Here is a 17267-nt window from a genome sequence, read left to right as displayed (position 1 = left end):
AAATATGAGATGGCTTATTCGCTCACAAAGCATGGTAACCCTTGCAGCAGGCATGATTTATCCGTATTATCTGCTGTTTCTGAAAAATCTCGGCAATAGTTACTCGAAATACGGCCTTGCGTTTGCCGTATTCACGATAAGCTCTGCCATAGTATCGCAATGGCTCGCTCCCCGACTGGATAAGCATAGTACTAAAATGCTGATGGCGAGCTCTCTCGGGATGATGGCGGCAATGCTTGCATTTCCATGGGTAATGTCTTATGGCTGGATTCTAGTTCTTCAGCTGCTTATGGGGATATGCAACGCCATGCAAAAAATGAGCGAAAGACAGCTTCTCGCGGATCATACGGTTACTGGCGGACGAGGCATTGCGATAGGCTCTTATCATTTTTGGACAACGGTAGCCTCCGGTATAGCTGTTGTACTTGGCGGTTATCTAATAGATTGGTTGACAATTAACGTTTTGTTCTATGTAAGTGCATTGATCTATGGAGCAAGCACATGGGCAGTGTGGCGGATGCAAAAAGCGGGCTTAAGAACAGAAGCTGTCCATTCGCAAAAGGTTGAAACTGTTAACAGCTAATGGGTATCTTTTTGCCTTTTGGGTGTAATTGAACGTTCAGACTGTGGTATAATGGTTCGAGATAAATTGAGTTTGGAAAAGAAGGACGGGATTAAATACAATGATTAGTACAAGCGGCATAACGCTTCGCTTCGGGAAGAAGCCACTATTCGAAGATGTAAATATCAAATTTACGCCTGGCAACTGCTATGGCTTGATTGGCGCGAACGGCGCCGGTAAATCGACGTTTCTGAAAATTTTGTCCGGCGAGGTTGAACAGTCCAGCGGCGAAGTTCATATTACTCCGGGCGAGCGCCTTGCGGTACTCAAGCAGAACCATTTCGAATACGATGAGTTCAACGTCCTCGAAACGGTTATTATGGGTCACAAGAAGCTGTATGACGTAATGAAAGAGAAGGACGCCCTTTACGCGAAAGCGGACTTCACCGATGAAGACGGCATGCGCGCAGGCGAGCTGGAAGCCGAATTCGCAGACATGAACGGCTGGGAAGCGGAATCTCAAGCGGCTGAGATGCTGAACGGCCTTGGCATTACGCCGGATCTGCATGACAAGAAAATGGCGGAGCTGGGCGGCAACGAGAAGGTACGCGTCCTGCTCGCGCAAGCGTTGTTTGGCGAACCAAACATCCTTCTCCTCGACGAGCCTACCAACCATTTGGACATCGAATCGATCCGTTGGCTGGAAGACTTCTTGTCCGGCTATGAAGGCACAGTAGTGGTAGTCAGCCATGACCGTCACTTCCTGAACACCGTATGTACGCATATTGCGGACATCGACTTTGGCAAAATCCAAATGTACGTGGGCAACTACGACTTCTGGTACGAGTCTTCTCAGCTGGCTCTCGCGCTTCAACGCAGCGAGAACAAGAAGAAAGAAGACAAGATTAAAGAACTTCAAGCGTTTGTCCAACGCTTCAGCGCGAATAAATCGAAGTCCAAGCAAGCGACTTCCCGTAAAAAATTGCTGGATAAAATTACGCTCGACGACATTCGTCCGTCGAACCGCAAATATCCGTTCATCCAATTCAAGGGCGAACGCGAAGCGGGCAAATCCTTGCTGCTGGTTGAAGGTCTGACGAAGACAATCGACGGCGAGAAAGTCATTGATAACTTAACGATTGCCGTGAACAAAGGCGACAAAATCGCTTTCGTTGGTCCTAACGGCCTGCCGAAGACGGTATTGTTCCAACTTCTCATGGGCGAGCTTGAAGCAGATTCCGGCACGTATCAATGGGGCGTAACGACAACGCAAGGCTACTTCCCGAAAGACAACGCGCCTTACTTCGACGGCGTGGAGCTGAACCTCGTGGAATGGCTTCGCCAATACTCCAAGGATCCGGACGAAACATTTATCCGCGGCTTCTTGGGCCGTATGCTCTTCTCCGGCGACGATGCGATGAAGAAAGCATCCGTTTTGTCAGGTGGCGAGAAAGTGCGCTGCATGCTTTCCAAAATCATGCTGAGCGGCGCAAACGTGTTTATTCTCGATGAGCCTACGAACCACTTGGACCTGGAGTCCATTACGGCGCTTAACAATGGTCTGACGGAAACGGATTGCACGGTTCTGTTTACATCGCATGACCATCAGTTCGTGCAAACCATTGCGAACCGGATCATGGAGATTACGCCTAACGGCTTGATCGACAGAATGATGACTTACGACGAGTACCTTGAGAGCGAAGAGATTAAAGCCCTTCGCGAGCGCATGTACGCGGTATAAAAATATTGAAAAGAGGCTGTCCCATAAGTCATTAAATGACATGGGACGGCCTCTTTTTATTTGGGTTAAAAAGTAGCCTGCACATTCGAATGTTCATCCGGTAGTTTCTCGATGATGTGCCTATTTTGTGAGGCAGCTTCACACTATTCACCGCACAGATTGTTGCGTACATGTATAAAAGCACGCATCGGGTAAACACTGTTTATTTATACCTTTACGGAAATCGTTTGGTTATATAAGGAGAAGGCAATTCCGGAACTACGGATGAAATGAGGTTTGATTGCTGCAATGAATCAGTATGAAGAGATTAAGCAGGGCGAGAAGGGAGCCTTGGTCAGCATCGGAGCTTATATCGGGCTGTCGGCTATTAAGCTAGGCGCCGGCTATTGGTTTGCCTCCGGAGCGCTTGTTGCGGACGGCTTTAATAACCTGACGGATATTATTGCTTCGGTTGCCGTACTGATTGGCCTCCGCATCTCTCAAAAGCCTCCGGACAAGGATCATCCTTACGGACATTTCCGGGCAGAGACGATTGCAGCGCTTATTGCTTCGTTTATTATGGCAACGGTAGGCCTGCAGGTCATCATCAACACGGTACGTTCTTTATTCTCCGGCGAGCAGACCGTGCCTTCGCTGACTTCAGCATGGGTTGCTTTGTTTGCGGCTGCCTGCATGGGTGCCGTTTACCTCTATAACCGCAGGCTGGCCAACCGGATCAATAACCAGGCTTTGCACGCGGCGGCAAAGGACAATTTATCCGACACGCTTGTCAGCATCGGCGCAGCAGTCGGGATTATCGGCGCTCAGTTTGGCCTGCCTTGGCTGGATCCGGTGGCGGCCCTTGCGGTTGGCGTCATTATTTGCAAAACCGCCTGGGACATTTTCTACAGCTCGACCCATGCCCTGACGGATGGCTTTGATGCCAACGAGTTGATGACGCTGCGCTCCACCATAGAGCGGACGAAAGGCGTTAAATCCATTAAGGACATAAAGGCCCGCGTACACGGGAGCAATGTACTCATCGATGTGATCGTGACGGTTGATCCCGGTCTGACGCTTATTGAAAGTCACCGGATCAGCGACGAGATCGAGCGGCGGATGGAAGGCAAACCTAACATTATGAACGTCCACGTTCATGTGGAGCCGCTTGAGGAGGCTTCTTCCGGTCAACTTCATGAATAAAGTAGCAGCCTTAGCCAAACGAACGAAAAAACAGCCCTTGATCTTTCCAATGAGAAAAGATCAAGGGCTGTATGGCGATTCAAATAGTTATCCGTATTTCTTCAACATCGCGAGGAACTTATTGCCCGTGAGCGTTGGTGTTCCGGCGTTCAGGCGGAATGCTTCGTCGGATCCCGGTCTGTTAATGCCGGGATGCACAGTGAAGAATAAGGTGACGCCTGCGTTTTTCTCAATCTGTTTAGCCGTTGGGCTAAAAGCGCCATAAGGGAAAGCGAGCATCTGACGCGTATTATTCAGCTCTTCCTTCAGCCTTTTTTCCATCAGCTGGGCATCCGCTTCAATGCGGGCCATATATTCCTTCTTGGTTTCTACACGGCCTTTGTCCGGAAGGTAAATCGGATTGCTAAGCATAGGGCCTTTTTTCTTGCCGTTCTTATCAAGCGGAGCATAGTCATGCTGGTTATACGTATGGCTGTAGAAGCTGAAGCCTTCTTCCTTAAGCTTGCGCATCGTATCCCAGGTCAAATGCTTCGTGTGAACATTCTGTTTGTCGCTGCTTGCTCCAATGATGAAGTGGGTAGCGGTAAAATCGTATTTCTTCAAGATTGGAACCGCATATTGGTTAAAACTCTCGTAACCGTCATCAAAGGTGATAACAACGGCGTTATCCGGTACCTTTGCTTTGTGCTGCATGAAATCCTCAAACTGCTCTATGCTGATAACATTGTACCCGTTATCCTTCAAAATCTTCATATGAGTGCCGAAACGGCTTGGTGAAATCGTTGCTCCGCTTTCCTTCTCATCAATGTGATGATACATAAGGACGATAACCTTGTTCTTATAATGCTCTGGTTTGTTAGCTGAAGCCTCAAGCTGGTATCTGGACACCGGCCAAGAGATCGCAAGGGCGATGACGAGGAGCGCGGCAATCACTTTCATTCTCACAACTTATTCCTCCTACGGATGTATTACGTGTCCAGCTGTCTTTCCGGCATAATCGGTTGAGAAGGCCGTTTTTTGGTCTTTGGCAGATTGCCGAAAGCGATCCAGTTAAACGGCACATAACGGGCGAAGAAACCAACGACGATCCACGATCCGATAAGGGCGAGCACGAAGCCGCCGAGATACCAGAGATGAAGCAGCCATGCCGTTCCCGTATGAAGCGGGCGTTCCCGATAGAGAAGCAGGAAGAATGGATGAATCAGGTATACGCCAAACGATAAAGCGCCAAGTCTTGAAATAAGCTTCGTTAGGACCTTCGGCAGCTTCTTGGACAAAATAAACGCAATTTGCAATAACACAAGTGCCGTTAGCACCCCATGAATATTCCACACCAGATCGAACAATGTAGAGTTGAACGAGTCCCGGTGAAGTCTAGTCTCGTAGTACAAATACACGTGGGTTAAGCCTGCCGCGATCCACATTGCCCAAAGAACGGACCAAGTCACGACGCGGGCGGTTGTCGCATGCTTTCTTGCTATGATAATCCATTCTTTGATTTTGGGATAGTAAATCCCCAATGCCGCGCCAAGCAGATAATACGAAAAATACGAAAACGACCAGCTGCCGCGGTTGGGAACGCCGGGAGCAGGAAGCACGTGCTTGTTGATAATAAAGAATGCCCATTGAATGGCAATACCCGCCGGAATGGCCCATTTGATCGCGCGCGGATATTTTTTCATCACCCACAGGAACAACGGGAACATCAGATAGAATTGAATGTTGATATACACGAAATAAAGATGCGTATAAGCCTTGCCGGTAAGTATTTTATCGATAAAATTATGGATTTCCGTTGATAGAGACCGGTCCGGATAATAAAGGTAATGCAATACCGTGAAATAAAACAAAGAGAAGAACAAATACGGAATAATAATGTACAACAGCCGTTTCTTATAGAAGCTTCCGAGAAGCTGTTTGTCCAATGGCCGCGTGTAATAATTGTAAAAGAGGACAAAGCTGCTTAGGAAAATAAAGGTTGTTGTTCCGATTTTCATGAAAATGTTGAAGAAGTTATAAAGAAAAAAATAGTTCGAATCCACCATGGCAACGGTGGCAAACGAAGTGGAATGGACGGACAGGACGCCAATAATAGCCATCGCCCGTACGAGTAGCAGTTCGGGAATGTTGTCCCTTTTCTGCAAGGTTGGTGAAGCCGTAGCCATTCGTTATACATCCTTCCTTAGGATTATACTATTAACCTATTAACCTAGTTATTATAGTATAAACGAATGGGCATATACAACAATTTGTCTTAATCTCCCAGTTGAGATTAAGACAAATTTTGTTAGATTCCTCTATTTATTCCCTTGGTCTTCTGCGGGCTGCACCGCTGTCCTGCGCTGCTTGAATCACTCTTCTGCGGACTTCTTCAACAACTCGCGTATTAAAAACGCTTGGGATGATATAGATTCTGCTCAGTTCATCCTCGCTAATGACGGAGGCGATTGCTTCCGCTGCGGCAAGCTTCATCTGTTCGTTGATCGTGACCGCGCGGCTATCCAGCGCCCCCCGGAAAATGCCGGGAAAGCAGAGGACGTTGTTAATCTGGTTTGGATAGTCGCTTCTTCCCGTCGCCATGACAGCTACGATATCTTCGGCCAGCTCGGGCCGAATTTCCGGCTCGGGATTCGCCATGGCGAACACAATGGGCTCAGGAGCCATCGATTGAATATGCTCCCGGGTCAATATGCCGCCTGCGGATACACCTATAAATACATCGGCATTAACGAGCGCTTCTTTTAGCCCTCCGCTGATTCTCGCTTCATTGGTATTCTCGGCGTACCACTGCCACATCGGATGGCCGTAGCTCTTATCCGCCGTCAGAATCCCTTCGCGGTCAACCCCAATAATATGCTTGGCGCCGCCGGCCAGCAGCATCTTTGTGCATGCCGTTCCGGCAGCTCCGATTCCGCAAACGACGAACCGCGTATCTTCGATTTTGCGTTTCGTCAGCTTTAGGGCATTCAGCAGACCCGCGTACAGAACGACCGCCGTCCCATGCTGGTCATCATGGAAGACCGGAATATCGAGCTCATCCCGGAGCCTGCGCTCAATTTCGAAGCAGCGGGGTGCCGATATATCCTCCAGGTTAATGCCGCCGAAGGCAGGGGCAAGATGCTTGATCGACGCGATAATCTGCTCGGTATCCTGAGTATCGAGACAGATGGGGAAGGCGTCCACGTCCGCGAACTGCTTGAACAGCATCGCTTTGCCTTCCATTACGGGCATTGCGGCATAAGGTCCGATATTGCCAAGGCCAAGCACCGCGCTGCCGTCGGAGACGACGGCAACCGTATTGCGTTTGATGGTGAGGGTGAAAGCCTTTTTCGGATCGGCTTCAATGGCTTGGCAGACCCTCGCAACATCGGGTGTATACACGCGGGACAAGTCATCCCGGTTTTGAATGGGGGTTTTGGGCTGAATCGTAATTTTTCCGCCGAGATGCAGCAGAAAAGTGCGGTCGGACACATGCCGGAGACGAATGCCCGGCACGCTCTGAAGAGCGGTTTGCAGCCGTTCGGCCGCGCCGGCTTCCGTAATCTTGACCGTCAAGTCCCGGATGCTGATCTGCTTGTCGGTTTGAATAACGTCAATAGCTACAATATCGCCGCCTGCCGCTTCAATGGCGGAGACGGCTTTGCCGAAATACGCCTGCTGGGTATCGATCTCGAGACGCAGAATGATTGTTTTTCCGTCCATGCTCCGTTCCTTCATCCTAATCCGCTCCCTTTGCTATTCGACTGCAATTTACGTATCCTTCTCTATAATAACAATAACCGGAAAAGGTTTGTACTATTCGAAAGGAGGATTTTGCGCAAGCAAAAAGCCGTCATTGCAACAGCTGCAAGACGGCTTTAGGACAAGTTAGCGGATTATATTCTTCGTTTCTTTTATCGATCAGGGTTTGGCGGTAGCGGGCCGACGCTTCGGGCTGCTGAATGGCCGTCATCCATTTGTCGACCGTTTGGGTCGTCTCCAGCATTTCGCCGAAGCCGTTTTTGATGAAATATTCGCAGTTTTGTTCTTCCTGCCCGGGAATCGGCTCGTAGAACAGCATCGGAATGCCCTTGCTCATCCCTTCCGTGCAGGTCATCCCGCCAGGCTTGGTTACAAGAACATCCGCCACATCCATCAGCTTGCTGACTTCTTTGGTAAATCCGATAATCCGGATGTTATCATGCCGGAACCTCGGGTTCGCAAGCATTTTTTCCTTCACCTTGTCGTTATTGCCCACGCAGAAAATAAATTGAACGCGTTCGCGCCACTGGGTCATGTATTCCAGCAGACTGTCTTCATACATAAGACCCCAGCCGCCGCCCATAATAAGGACGGTAGGAAGCGCCTTGAGTCCAAACTGTTCCCGGATCTGGACCTTATCGTAGCTCTTCCAGAAATGAGGATGGACAGGGATGCCGGTTACGGCAATCCGGCTCTCGGGTACGCTGTGGTTGATAAGCTTGTCCTTCACCAGGGAAGAGGAGACAAGGAACTTGTTCACTTCCTGGTTCACCCATGAACCATGGGCGTCGTAATCGGTAATGACGGTACATAGCTTTATGTTCAGCCCAAGCCGCTTCAGGCGGCTGACAACCGCGTTCGGAACAGGATGAGTACAAATGACGAGATCCGGCTTAAGTTGGGCGATAACTTGCGAAGTATGGGTATAAAACATACGGTGAAGCGCAAGCTGCATAAATCGGTTAAGCGATTTTTTATAATTGCTGCGGTACATCAAGCCCACCATCTTGGGCTGCTTGCTGACCGTTTTGCGATAGGCGGAAATAATTAAAGGTCCTAGCACGGGATTAAGAAAATTGCCCAGCTCCATCACGCGGGTCTGTATATCCGGGTTGAGCTGGCGCAGGCCTGCTGCCAAGGCATGCGCGGCTTGCGTGTGCCCTGATCCGAATCCTTCGGAGAGCAGGAGCACTCTTTTCTTACGCATAATGTCACCTACTTTTCTAGTTCCATATTACGACTCTGCTCGATTTAAAACAAGTCATCCTGCTATTGAAGTTGCAGGGGCGATAGTCCTAGCTGCCGGCTATCTCCGCTGCAAACGGGAAATCACGGGTTGCTTTGCGTGAAAACAATCTTATATGATATTGTGAATCGCTGCTGGATGAGGATAAGCCGTTCGATGTACTAAGCGGTATTATAGCACATTGGAAATAAGTAGCGAGCATTCGGATGTGCAAAAATAACTCAATTTGAGGAGGATTCATACATATGCAAGAAAATCGTGATTTTATCGTTCCGGGAGCGCTGGCGAAGGCGGATGTCAGGTCCGGGCAGTATATTGGCGAGATTGTCGAAGTAAACGGGCCTCGCGCGGTCTTTAAGGTGCTGGCTGTAATAAAGCATCCCGAGCAGGGAGATCTGCATCATCCTTACAATCCGGATGTCGCGATGTTTCATGAGCGCAGAGCTTTGGCATATACGGAAAAAACGAATGTGATGCTTCGTGACTTGAAGCCGTTTGAAGGGGAAGTGCCGGACTACAATGTCTCTTTGCAGGAGGCGGTTGCAGCCCAGATCGCCGCGCTGGACCGTCTGATGCGATGGTCCGCGCGCGGGCTGGAAATTTTGAAGGAATTACGGAAGGAATATAAGTAACTAGAATAATTTCTACTACTATAGTAGGGAAATGGGGACCTTGCGGTCTTGCTGATCTATTTGTTTATAAAGGCGGTCTGCAGGGTGCTGCGGTATGTGACCTGGAGGCCGAGTGCCTCGGACAAGGCGGCGAGCGGAAGGTAAGTTTTCGATTCCTTTCCCGTTTTCAGCAGAAATGCAGGTGGAGTTGTCAGCTTGGCCTTCTTGCCGTCAATCGTTACGTATGCGGAGCCGATAGTAAAAACAACAGCATGATTGTTATAGGAAACCGTTGCGCTTTGGGCCGCGTTATTCCAGCTCAGCTTCGCGCCTAACGCGTCCGTTATATCCCTCATGGCAACAAAGCTGCGATTGCTGCGAAGGACGGGAGGGGCGGCCGAGGCGGGAAGCTCCTTCCCAGCGACAACAACGGACATTTGAACATTGGCCTGGCGGGGACGGACGGTCCGGTAATCGCCCCAGATCGCGGTTGCGAATGCGCGTCCCATTGCCGCGTAACCTAGATGGTTCGGATGGATGTCGCCTTGCGCGATGGACGTGTACTCGAGCTCATGGCCGACAAACAAGCTGCTGACGTCCGCAATCTGCAGCTTAATGCCGTCTGCGGCAAGGCGGGTGCTTACAAGATCAAGCTTGCCGCGGAGCTTCGTTACTCCGTCAAGCAGAAGCTTGCGCTTTGCTTCCGGGTACAGCTCGATTGTCGTGGAGCCGAACTGCAAAGGCGCGGGAACCGGCAAATATTGATCCGACATGACAATCAGTGCTGTGGGGTTCAAAGCGGCTATTGTTCGGATTGAAGCTTCGAGATCTTTTTCGTATTGATCCAAAATCGTTTGGATGTATGCGGTAAATTGTTCCTCGGTTGCCCCGGAATCCAATTTGGCCATCACCGGGGTAAGATCGTTGCCCCCGATCGTTAGAACGATCAGGCTGGCGGAACGTATGGATTTAGCCATTTCGGCGGTTTGGCTGGCAAAGGCTTCCTTGCGAGGATCCTGCAGCTCCTTCTGAATATCGTCGGCCTTCACGGTACGGCCGTCGGAAGCGGCCTGCAGCAGGCGGTTCAAGCCTTCGGCCTTGAGTCCGAGAATCCCGTAATTGACGTATTCCGCGCGGAGACCATGGAACAGCGACTGCTCGTACACTTGCTCGACATAACCGTAAGGAACGGATTTTTCGGTATAACCATGCTCGTAACCCGCAGTTAAGGAATCGCCGAGAGCAACGACCCGGTAAGGCTCCGGCACCCCCGATTCAGCCCTGACGGGCGCCCCTCCCCAGGCCGATGCGGCCAAGATTATGAAAGCTAATAATGCCATAACGGATTGGATTTTCCTTGATTTGCTATACAAATGTTCATCCCCCTTTTGATAAAATGTTAGGCATAGTATAAGAACACGAACAATGTGCTGTAAAGTAAAGTTTTATCACATTCATAAAAATATTAAATTGATTCCCTTTTGGCCTGATGTTAAAATAATATAATAACCGCAATGGCGGAACACGGCCCGGAACATGGTCAATCTTAAACGAAAGCTTCATGATGCTAATTATTTTCGACCAGATACGAACGATTTCCTTTAAAAGCTTCGGAAAGTTTGTGTCCGCGGATAAGATGCCATAAAGCCATCACGTTTAAGCTCGCAAGAATGGCAAGCAACAGGCCGATGCGCCCAGATTGCTGCCGTTCGATATACCGTTATTGAGCTATGCTTGCCCAAAAATCTTCTGATAGAAAGGTTGCACACGATGAAAGAGAAAATTTTTGGATTACCGCCGAAACAAGGTCTATATGATCCGCGCTATGAAAAAGACGCATGCGGCATGGGATTTGTAGCAAACATCAAGGGAAGAAAATCGCATACTGTCATTCGTCAGGCGCTGACATTGCTCGAGAACATGGAGCATCGCGGCGGTCAAGGCAGCGAACCAAACACGGGGGACGGAGCAGGTATCCTGATTCAAATCCCGCATGATTTCTTCGCACGTGAATTGAAAAAGCTTGAGATTGACCTTCCGCAAGAAGGAGAATATGCCGTCGGCCTGCTGTTTATGCCCCATGATGAAGCGATCCGCAGCTCGTTCGAGCGCGAACTGGAAAGCATCATCCGCGAAGAGGGCCAATCGCTGATCGGCTGGCGTACGGTTCCTACGAACGATTCGAAGCTTGGCAAATCCGCTTTGTCGGTGAAGCCGTTCGTTCGTCAAGTGTTTATTGCGAAAAATCCTGGCATTCAGGACGAATTGTCCTTTGAGCGCAAGCTGTACGTCATCCGCAAGCGCGCTGAAATCGCGATCCGTTTCGGTGGCAAGGAAGGCGGAGAAATGTTCTATTTCACAAGCCTTTCGAGCAAGAAGATCGTCTACAAAGGGATGTTGACAACCGAGCAGGTACGCTCGTTCTACCAAGAGCTGAATGACGAGACTGTCGTGTCGGCTATGGCGCTTGTTCACTCCCGTTTCAGTACGAACACTTTCCCGAGCTGGGAACGCGCGCATCCTTTCCATTACCTGATCCACAACGGCGAGATCAATACGCTGCGCGGCAACATCAACTGGATGCATGCCCGCCAGACGTTGTTTGAAACCGAGCTGTTCGGCGAAGACATGGAGAAGGTTAAACCGATCATCAGCCCGGATGGTTCCGATACGGCGATGTTCGATAACGCTCTCGAATTCCTGCATTTGTCCGGCCGTTCCTTGCCGCATGTTGCTATGATGATGGTACCGGAGCCTTGGTCGAACCATGAGAGCATGGACGACAAGAAGAAAGCATTCTATGAATACCACGCGACTCTTATGGAGCCGTGGGACGGACCTGCCGCAATGGCGATTACGAACGGTACGCAAATCTGCGCTTACCTCGACCGTAACGGCCTGCGCCCAGCCCGTTATTATGTAACGAAAGACGATCATATCATCCTTGGTTCGGAAGCCGGCACCGTCGAAATCGCTCCAGAAGAGATTGCGTACAAAGACCGTCTCCGTCCGGGCCGTATGCTCGTTGTAGATACGAAGGAAGGCCGCATCATTTCCGACGAGGAAGTGAAGGCTCAAATCGCGGCTGAGCAGCCTTACCGCGAATGGCTTGACGAGCATCTTGTAGGTCTGGAAGAATTGCCTGACGCGCCTGAGCTTCCTGAACTGGATCACGCTACCGTGCAGCAGCGTCAGCAGGCATTCGGCTACACGTTCGAGGATGTTCGCAAAGTGCTTGAGCCAATGGCCAGCAGCGGCCAGGAGCCGATCGCTTCCATGGGCTACGACGCGCCGCTTGCCGTATTGTCCGAGCGCCCTCAGCGCCTGTTCAACTACTTCAAGCAGCTGTTCGCGCAAGTGACGAACCCTCCGATCGACGCGATCCGCGAAGAGATCGTTACATCGGTAAGCACGACAATCGGACCGGAGCGCAACCTGCTGAAGCCTGAACCGGAAAGCGCGCGCCATATCAAGCTGGAAACCCCGATTCTCTCGAACGAGGAATTTGCGAAGCTTCGCCATGTACGCCGTCCAGGCTTCAAGTCGATTACGCTTCCGATATTCTTCCCGGCTGCCGAAGGCGAAAAAGGGCTGCGTGCAGCGCTGAAGCTGATGTGCGATGCAGCGGACCGCGTTATTGATAAAGGCCATAATATTCTTATTTTGTCTGACCGCGGTATTGATAAAGACAACGCTGCTATCCCGTCGCTCCTTGCTGTAGCGGCGCTGCACCATCACCTGATCCGTCAAGGTACAAGAACGAAGGTAGCGATTCTGCTGGAATCCGGCGATCCGCGCGAAGTGCATCATTTTGCCTTGCTGCTCGGCTACGGCGTTAATGCGGTTAACCCTTATCTCGCATTCGAGACGCTTGACGATATGATCCGCCAAGGCATGCTCAGCAACATTAAGCATGAGAAGGCTGTGAAGAACTTCATCAAAGCCGCAACAAAAGGCGTAGTAAAAGTACTGTCCAAAATGGGTATTTCGACAATCCAGTCGTACCGCGGCGCGCAGATCTTCGAAGCGCTTGGCCTGCAGGAAGAGCTGATTAACGAATACTTCACATGGACGCCATCGCGTATTGGCGGTATCGGTCTCGATATCATCGCTCAAGAAGCGCTGAAGCCTCATAACAAAGCATACGCCGACCAAGAGGGCGGGGAGAAAGAACTCGACTCCGGCGGCGATTACCAATGGCGTAAAGACGGCGAAGACCATTTGTTCAGCCCGCAAACGATTCACACGCTGCAGATGGCATCCCGTAAGAACGACTATAAACTATACAAGAAATTCTCGAACATGGTTCAGGGCGAAGACAAGAAGCATCTGATGCTGCGCTCGCTGCTCCAGTTCAAGACGGGACGTCAATCGGTGCCTATTGAAGAGGTAGAGCCGGTTGAATCGATCTTCAAACGTTTCAAAACAGGCGCAATGTCGTTTGGTTCCATCAGTAAAGAAGCGCATGAAAGCCTCGCGATCGCGATGAACCGTATTGGCGGCAAATCCAATACCGGCGAAGGCGGCGAAGATCCTGCACGCTTTATCCCTGATGCAAACGGCGATTCCCGCCGCAGCGCAATCAAACAGGTTGCATCGGGCCGTTTCGGCGTAACGAGCAACTACCTGGTTAACGCTGACGAGATTCAAATCAAGATGGCGCAAGGCGCGAAACCGGGCGAAGGCGGTCAGCTTCCAGGGCGCAAGGTTTATCCTTGGGTTGCGGAAGTCCGCGGGTCCACTCCGGGTGTAGGCTTGATCTCGCCGCCGCCGCATCATGATATTTATTCGATCGAGGACCTTGCCGAGCTGATTCATGACCTTAAGAATGCGAACCCTCGCGCTCGTATCAACGTGAAACTCGTATCCGAGGTTGGCGTAGGCACAATCGCCGCAGGCGTTGCGAAAGCACGTGCTGACGTTATCATGGTCAGCGGTTACGACGGCGGTACAGGCGCATCTCCAATGAACTCGATCCGCCATGCGGGTCTGCCATGGGAGCTTGGTCTTGCAGAGACGCATCAAACGCTGATGCTGAACAACCTGCGCGACCGCGTCGTTATCGAAACCGACGGCAAAATGATGAACGGCCGCGACGTTGCGATCGCCATCCTTCTCGGCGCGGAAGAATACGGCTTCTCGACTGCACCGCTCGTTGTACTCGGCTGCGTGATGATGCGCGTATGTCAGCTGGATACCTGTCCGGTTGGCGTTGCGACGCAAAATCCTGAGCTTCGCGCGAAATTTATGGGCGATCCGAGCCATGTCGTGAACTACCTTACCTTCATTGCGCAGGAGCTTCGCGAAATTATGGCCGAACTGGGCTTCCGCACGATTCAAGAGATGGTCGGCCGTGTCGACATTCTCGAATCGAAGAACCTTGTTGATCATTACAAAGCAAAAGGCGTCGATCTTAGCCTTCTGCTTCATACGCCGGACGTACCGCAAGACGCAGCGCGTCATAACGTACAAGAGCAAAACCATGGTCTTGAGCTGTCGCTCGACATGCAGGAGCTTGTTCCGGCTGCGCAAGCAGCTCTGGAAAGCGGCGAACGCGTTCGCGGCACATTCCCGATCTGCAACACAAACCGCGTAGTAGGTACTATTCTGGGCAGCGAAGTAACCCGTCGTTACGGCGCGAAAGGCCTGCCTGAAGATACGATCTCGTACCACTTCGTTGGTTCTGCCGGCCAAAGCTTTGGCGCATTCGTACCGAAGGGCATTACGCTCTCGCTCGAAGGCGATTCCAATGACTATGTAGGCAAAGGTCTCTCCGGCGGTAAAATTATCGTTGCTCCGTCTCCGAAAGCTACGTTCGTAGCCGAAGAGAACGTAATTATCGGCAACACGGCGCTGTACGGTGCAACGGATGGCGAAGCCTATATCCGCGGTATCGCGGGCGAACGCTTTGCGGTTCGTAACTCCGGCGTAAAGGTTGTTGTTGAGGGCGTTGGCGATCATGGCTGTGAATACATGACCGGCGGCCGGGTTGTTGTCCTTGGCGGCACAGGCCGCAACTTTGCGGCAGGTATGTCGGGCGGCGTTGCTTACGTGTTCGATGAGAAAGGCGATTTCTTCAACAACTGCAATATCGAGATGGTTCTTCTTGAGCGTCCGGAGACCGAAGAGGATGTTGCCGAGCTTCGCGGCTTGATCGAGCGTCATGTGGAGTACACTAGCTCTGCAGTTGGCTCGCGTGTCCTGAACGATTGGGAAGGCTCGCTCGCGAAATTCGTAAAGGTTATTCCGAAGGATTACAAGAAAATGCTCGAGCATATCCGCAAAGCGGAAGATGCCGGCTTGAAGGACGACAAAGCGCTCCTCGCTGCTTTCGAAGAAAGCATGAAAGAGCTGGCTCGTACAGGTGGATAATGGGGAACAGGCTGGGCAATTGCTCAGCCTGTTTTTTTGTATGGTGGGAGTGCTCGGAATGACAGGAATGTATCTCCTTACGGCCGCTGTTGTCTACACTTTGCCTGAACAATATTCCAAGGTTGCAAAGTGTAGACAAAGGCGAACGCTCCGCTCCTCCAGGAGATACATTCCCTCTATTCCTTCGTACCCACCATTTAAATAACAGGCTGAGCAAAATGCCGCTCGCCTGTTAGTGAGAGGGCAGGGGAGAGGAGGAGGGCAATACAATCCGAACATAAAATAACCGTCTCTCAGGAGACGGTTATTTTACGTATGGGACGTGCATAGGATGAAAGCAGTAAGGAATGAGAACGGAGATTGTCTCTCTATGAAAAAAAGGTTAGGAGCAGCTCTATCGTTCTCTAACCTATTCCTAACCATTTGTTATACATTCTTACAATGGATTCCATTTATTTTTAAAGAAATATGGGCACATATTCCTATTTTCGACAAAAAAAGAACTAATCTTACCACACTTTCCGACATATTCCAGTCCAACTGTTAGGTATAATAACGTTATTGTTTTACTTTATTAGGAGTAGGGAGTCGGATAAAATGAGAGATGCAGAAATGCAAGTAACAAACACCGAAGATAAACGTACTGAGCTAAATATTAGAGAAATATTAATTCAACTCAATATTCCGCCAGAAAAATGGCCAACGGAACTTATCCAACCCTGACAATTATTTTTGCGCTAATTCATCATACGTTCCGCCCGAACGAAGGCAATAAATCGTTTCGTTTCTTCAGCTGTAAGCTTACGGCCATCCACGCTCAAATTATACTTCTCCAGCAGCTCTTCGTCAGACAGCTCCAGATGATCGACAAAGCTTCGAATATCTTCGCTTAACGCCGCTTGCGTATTTGTCGTTCTTCCTACCAAATAATCTATGGAAACTTGATACAGGTCAGCAAACTTCGCCAATGTCTCCGTATCAGGCTCTCTGCGGTTTTTCTCGTAATGAGATAATGCAGCCCTGGATATGCCGAGCTTCGCGGCGGTTTGCTCCTGTGTCCATTTTCTTTCTTCCCTCAAGCCAGCAATTCGGTTTCCTATATTCATTTTTATATCCTCCTAAAATGACTGACTTCCGCTACACCTATATTAATACGTAAATGTTAAAATTTCATTTATTGCAACAAAACGTCGCAAAATATTCGATCTATCATTATTTACACTTGACATGTTACAAAACGTATCGTAAAGTGAAGGGGATGCTAGATACGTATTGTATCATTAAATCTCAGTATACACATGTTCTTCGGCCTTTATTCCTCACTGCAAGGGTACCGGAATACTCTCTTCTATTTTGAAAATCAGGTAAGGAGATGCTTCAAACATGGGGGCGGACCCGTTTATACCTCGGTCTAATATTCGAATTCACCTGCATGAAGGGATAACGGCAAAAGCCGGATTGCTGGATGAGCAGGGCCTTTTGCTTACCTCTTCAACATGTCCGGTGCTGATTCTGAACATTAGCCGTCATGGGCTTTGCTTTATGTCGGGATTACGCTTTCCTGTGCATAAAGGCTACATGCTGGACTTCCAGATGAACCTGTCGGGCACGGCGATTAACCTTCGCGGGCATGTCGTATGGCGCAACACTAAGGATAACCAATATGAATACGGTATTGTTTTTCATCCTCCTAACCGGCTTCGGGCGGTGCTGGTCCGCATGCTGAATCAGGAGCTTCTGCGTCAAAGCCCGCGGCAGTACAAGATCCATGCATTATACCGGGCATTAAGTTACAAGGCAATCCAATAATAG

The 17267-nt window shown here is 50.1% G+C and carries 13 protein-coding genes; 7 read left to right on the top strand and 6 right to left on the bottom strand.

Features of this window, described 5'->3' with window-relative positions:
* Positions 1–4 precede the first annotated feature (4 nt).
* The 3 genes from WFK81_RS03010 to WFK81_RS03000 all read left to right on the top strand — a co-directional run bounded on the left by WFK81_RS03010 (position 5) and on the right by WFK81_RS03000 (position 3485).
* Positions 5–583, top strand: coding sequence for an MFS transporter (locus tag WFK81_RS03010; protein WP_336784958.1), 579 nt, complete (start codon positions 5–7; stop codon positions 581–583).
* Positions 584–683: 100 nt separating this feature from the next.
* Positions 684–2303, top strand: a complete 1620-nt coding sequence (locus WFK81_RS03005) for an ABC-F family ATP-binding cassette domain-containing protein (protein WP_336784957.1) — start codon at positions 684–686, stop codon at positions 2301–2303.
* Positions 2304–2591: 288 nt separating this feature from the next.
* On the top strand, positions 2592–3485 hold the full coding sequence (locus WFK81_RS03000) for a cation diffusion facilitator family transporter (RefSeq protein WP_336784956.1): 894 nt from the start codon (positions 2592–2594) through the stop codon (positions 3483–3485).
* A gap of 87 nt (positions 3486–3572) precedes the next feature.
* Here the strand turns inward: WFK81_RS03000 and WFK81_RS02995 are convergent, their stop codons facing one another.
* From WFK81_RS02995 to WFK81_RS02980, 4 genes are all read right to left on the bottom strand, one after another.
* A complete protein-coding gene (locus tag WFK81_RS02995) occupies positions 3573–4424 on the bottom strand; it encodes a polysaccharide deacetylase family protein (protein WP_336785471.1) in 852 nt (283 codons plus the stop codon).
* 29 nt (positions 4425–4453) lie between these two features.
* A complete protein-coding gene (locus tag WFK81_RS02990; RefSeq protein ID WP_336784955.1) occupies positions 4454–5650 on the bottom strand; it encodes an acyltransferase in 1197 nt (398 codons plus the stop codon).
* Positions 5651–5786: 136 nt separating this feature from the next.
* A complete protein-coding gene (locus WFK81_RS02985; protein WP_336784954.1) occupies positions 5787–7202 on the bottom strand; it encodes an NAD-dependent malic enzyme in 1416 nt (471 codons plus the stop codon).
* Positions 7203–7317: 115 nt separating this feature from the next.
* Positions 7318–8433 (bottom strand): MGDG synthase family glycosyltransferase, encoded by a 1116-nt coding sequence (locus WFK81_RS02980; RefSeq protein ID WP_336784953.1) that lies wholly within the window; start codon positions 8431–8433, stop codon positions 7318–7320.
* Between the two features lie 284 nt (positions 8434–8717).
* Between WFK81_RS02980 and WFK81_RS02975 the strand changes: the two genes are divergently transcribed.
* Positions 8718–9104, top strand: coding sequence for a kinase-associated lipoprotein B (locus tag WFK81_RS02975; protein WP_336784952.1), 387 nt, complete (start codon positions 8718–8720; stop codon positions 9102–9104).
* A gap of 56 nt (positions 9105–9160) precedes the next feature.
* Here the strand turns inward: WFK81_RS02975 and WFK81_RS02970 are convergent, their stop codons facing one another.
* Positions 9161–10423, bottom strand: coding sequence for a stalk domain-containing protein (locus WFK81_RS02970; protein ID WP_336784951.1), 1263 nt, complete (start codon positions 10421–10423; stop codon positions 9161–9163).
* Between the two features lie 430 nt (positions 10424–10853).
* Between WFK81_RS02970 and gltB the strand changes: the two genes are divergently transcribed.
* Together gltB and WFK81_RS02960 are read left to right on the top strand one after the other, a co-directional pair.
* Entirely contained in the window at positions 10854–15455 is a 4602-nt protein-coding gene (gene gltB, locus WFK81_RS02965; protein ID WP_336784950.1) for a glutamate synthase large subunit, read from the top strand.
* A gap of 597 nt (positions 15456–16052) precedes the next feature.
* Positions 16053–16178: a hypothetical protein gene (locus tag WFK81_RS02960; RefSeq protein ID WP_336784949.1), complete on the top strand. Its 126-nt coding sequence runs from the start codon at positions 16053–16055 to the stop codon at positions 16176–16178.
* Positions 16179–16192: 14 nt separating this feature from the next.
* Here WFK81_RS02960 and WFK81_RS02955 read toward each other — a convergent pair whose 3' ends face one another.
* Positions 16193–16561 carry a helix-turn-helix domain-containing protein gene (locus WFK81_RS02955; protein ID WP_336784948.1) on the bottom strand — a complete coding sequence of 123 codons (369 nt, stop codon included), beginning with the start codon at positions 16559–16561 and terminating at the stop codon, positions 16193–16195.
* 277 nt (positions 16562–16838) lie between these two features.
* Here WFK81_RS02955 and WFK81_RS02950 point away from each other — a divergent pair, with 277 nt between their 5' ends.
* Positions 16839–17264, top strand: a complete 426-nt coding sequence (locus WFK81_RS02950) for a PilZ domain-containing protein (protein WP_336784947.1) — start codon at positions 16839–16841, stop codon at positions 17262–17264.
* Positions 17265–17267: the final 3 nt, after the last annotated feature.

It is taken from the genome of Paenibacillus sp. MMO-177, assembly GCF_037147795.1.
In the GTDB taxonomy this organism is placed as follows: Bacteria; Bacillota; Bacilli; order Paenibacillales; family Paenibacillaceae; genus Pristimantibacillus.
The sequence above is the reverse complement of the archived record's forward strand: the minus strand, read 5'-3'. Positions and strand labels throughout refer to the sequence as shown.

Coding starts and splice junctions, on each gene's coding strand:
- WFK81_RS02955 (WP_336784948.1), bottom strand. CDS start 16,561: ATGAATATAGGAAACCGAATTGCTGGCTTGAGGGAAGAAAGAAAATGG.
- WFK81_RS02950 (WP_336784947.1), top strand. CDS start 16,839: ATGGGGGCGGACCCGTTTATACCTCGGTCTAATATTCGAATTCACCTG.
- WFK81_RS02970 (WP_336784951.1), bottom strand. CDS start 10,423: ATGGCATTATTAGCTTTCATAATCTTGGCCGCATCGGCCTGGGGAGGG.
- WFK81_RS02990 (WP_336784955.1), bottom strand. CDS start 5,650: ATGGCTACGGCTTCACCAACCTTGCAGAAAAGGGACAACATTCCCGAA.
- WFK81_RS02975 (WP_336784952.1), top strand. CDS start 8,718: ATGCAAGAAAATCGTGATTTTATCGTTCCGGGAGCGCTGGCGAAGGCG.
- gltB (WP_336784950.1), top strand. CDS start 10,854: ATGAAAGAGAAAATTTTTGGATTACCGCCGAAACAAGGTCTATATGAT.
- WFK81_RS03005 (WP_336784957.1), top strand. CDS start 684: ATGATTAGTACAAGCGGCATAACGCTTCGCTTCGGGAAGAAGCCACTA.
- WFK81_RS02980 (WP_336784953.1), bottom strand. CDS start 8,433: ATGCGTAAGAAAAGAGTGCTCCTGCTCTCCGAAGGATTCGGATCAGGG.
- WFK81_RS02995 (WP_336785471.1), bottom strand. CDS start 4,424: ATGAAAGTGATTGCCGCGCTCCTCGTCATCGCCCTTGCGATCTCTTGG.
- WFK81_RS03010 (WP_336784958.1), top strand. CDS start 5: ATGAGATGGCTTATTCGCTCACAAAGCATGGTAACCCTTGCAGCAGGC.
- WFK81_RS02985 (WP_336784954.1), bottom strand. CDS start 7,202: ATGAAGGAACGGAGCATGGACGGAAAAACAATCATTCTGCGTCTCGAG.
- WFK81_RS03000 (WP_336784956.1), top strand. CDS start 2,592: ATGAATCAGTATGAAGAGATTAAGCAGGGCGAGAAGGGAGCCTTGGTC.
- WFK81_RS02960 (WP_336784949.1), top strand. CDS start 16,053: ATGAGAGATGCAGAAATGCAAGTAACAAACACCGAAGATAAACGTACT.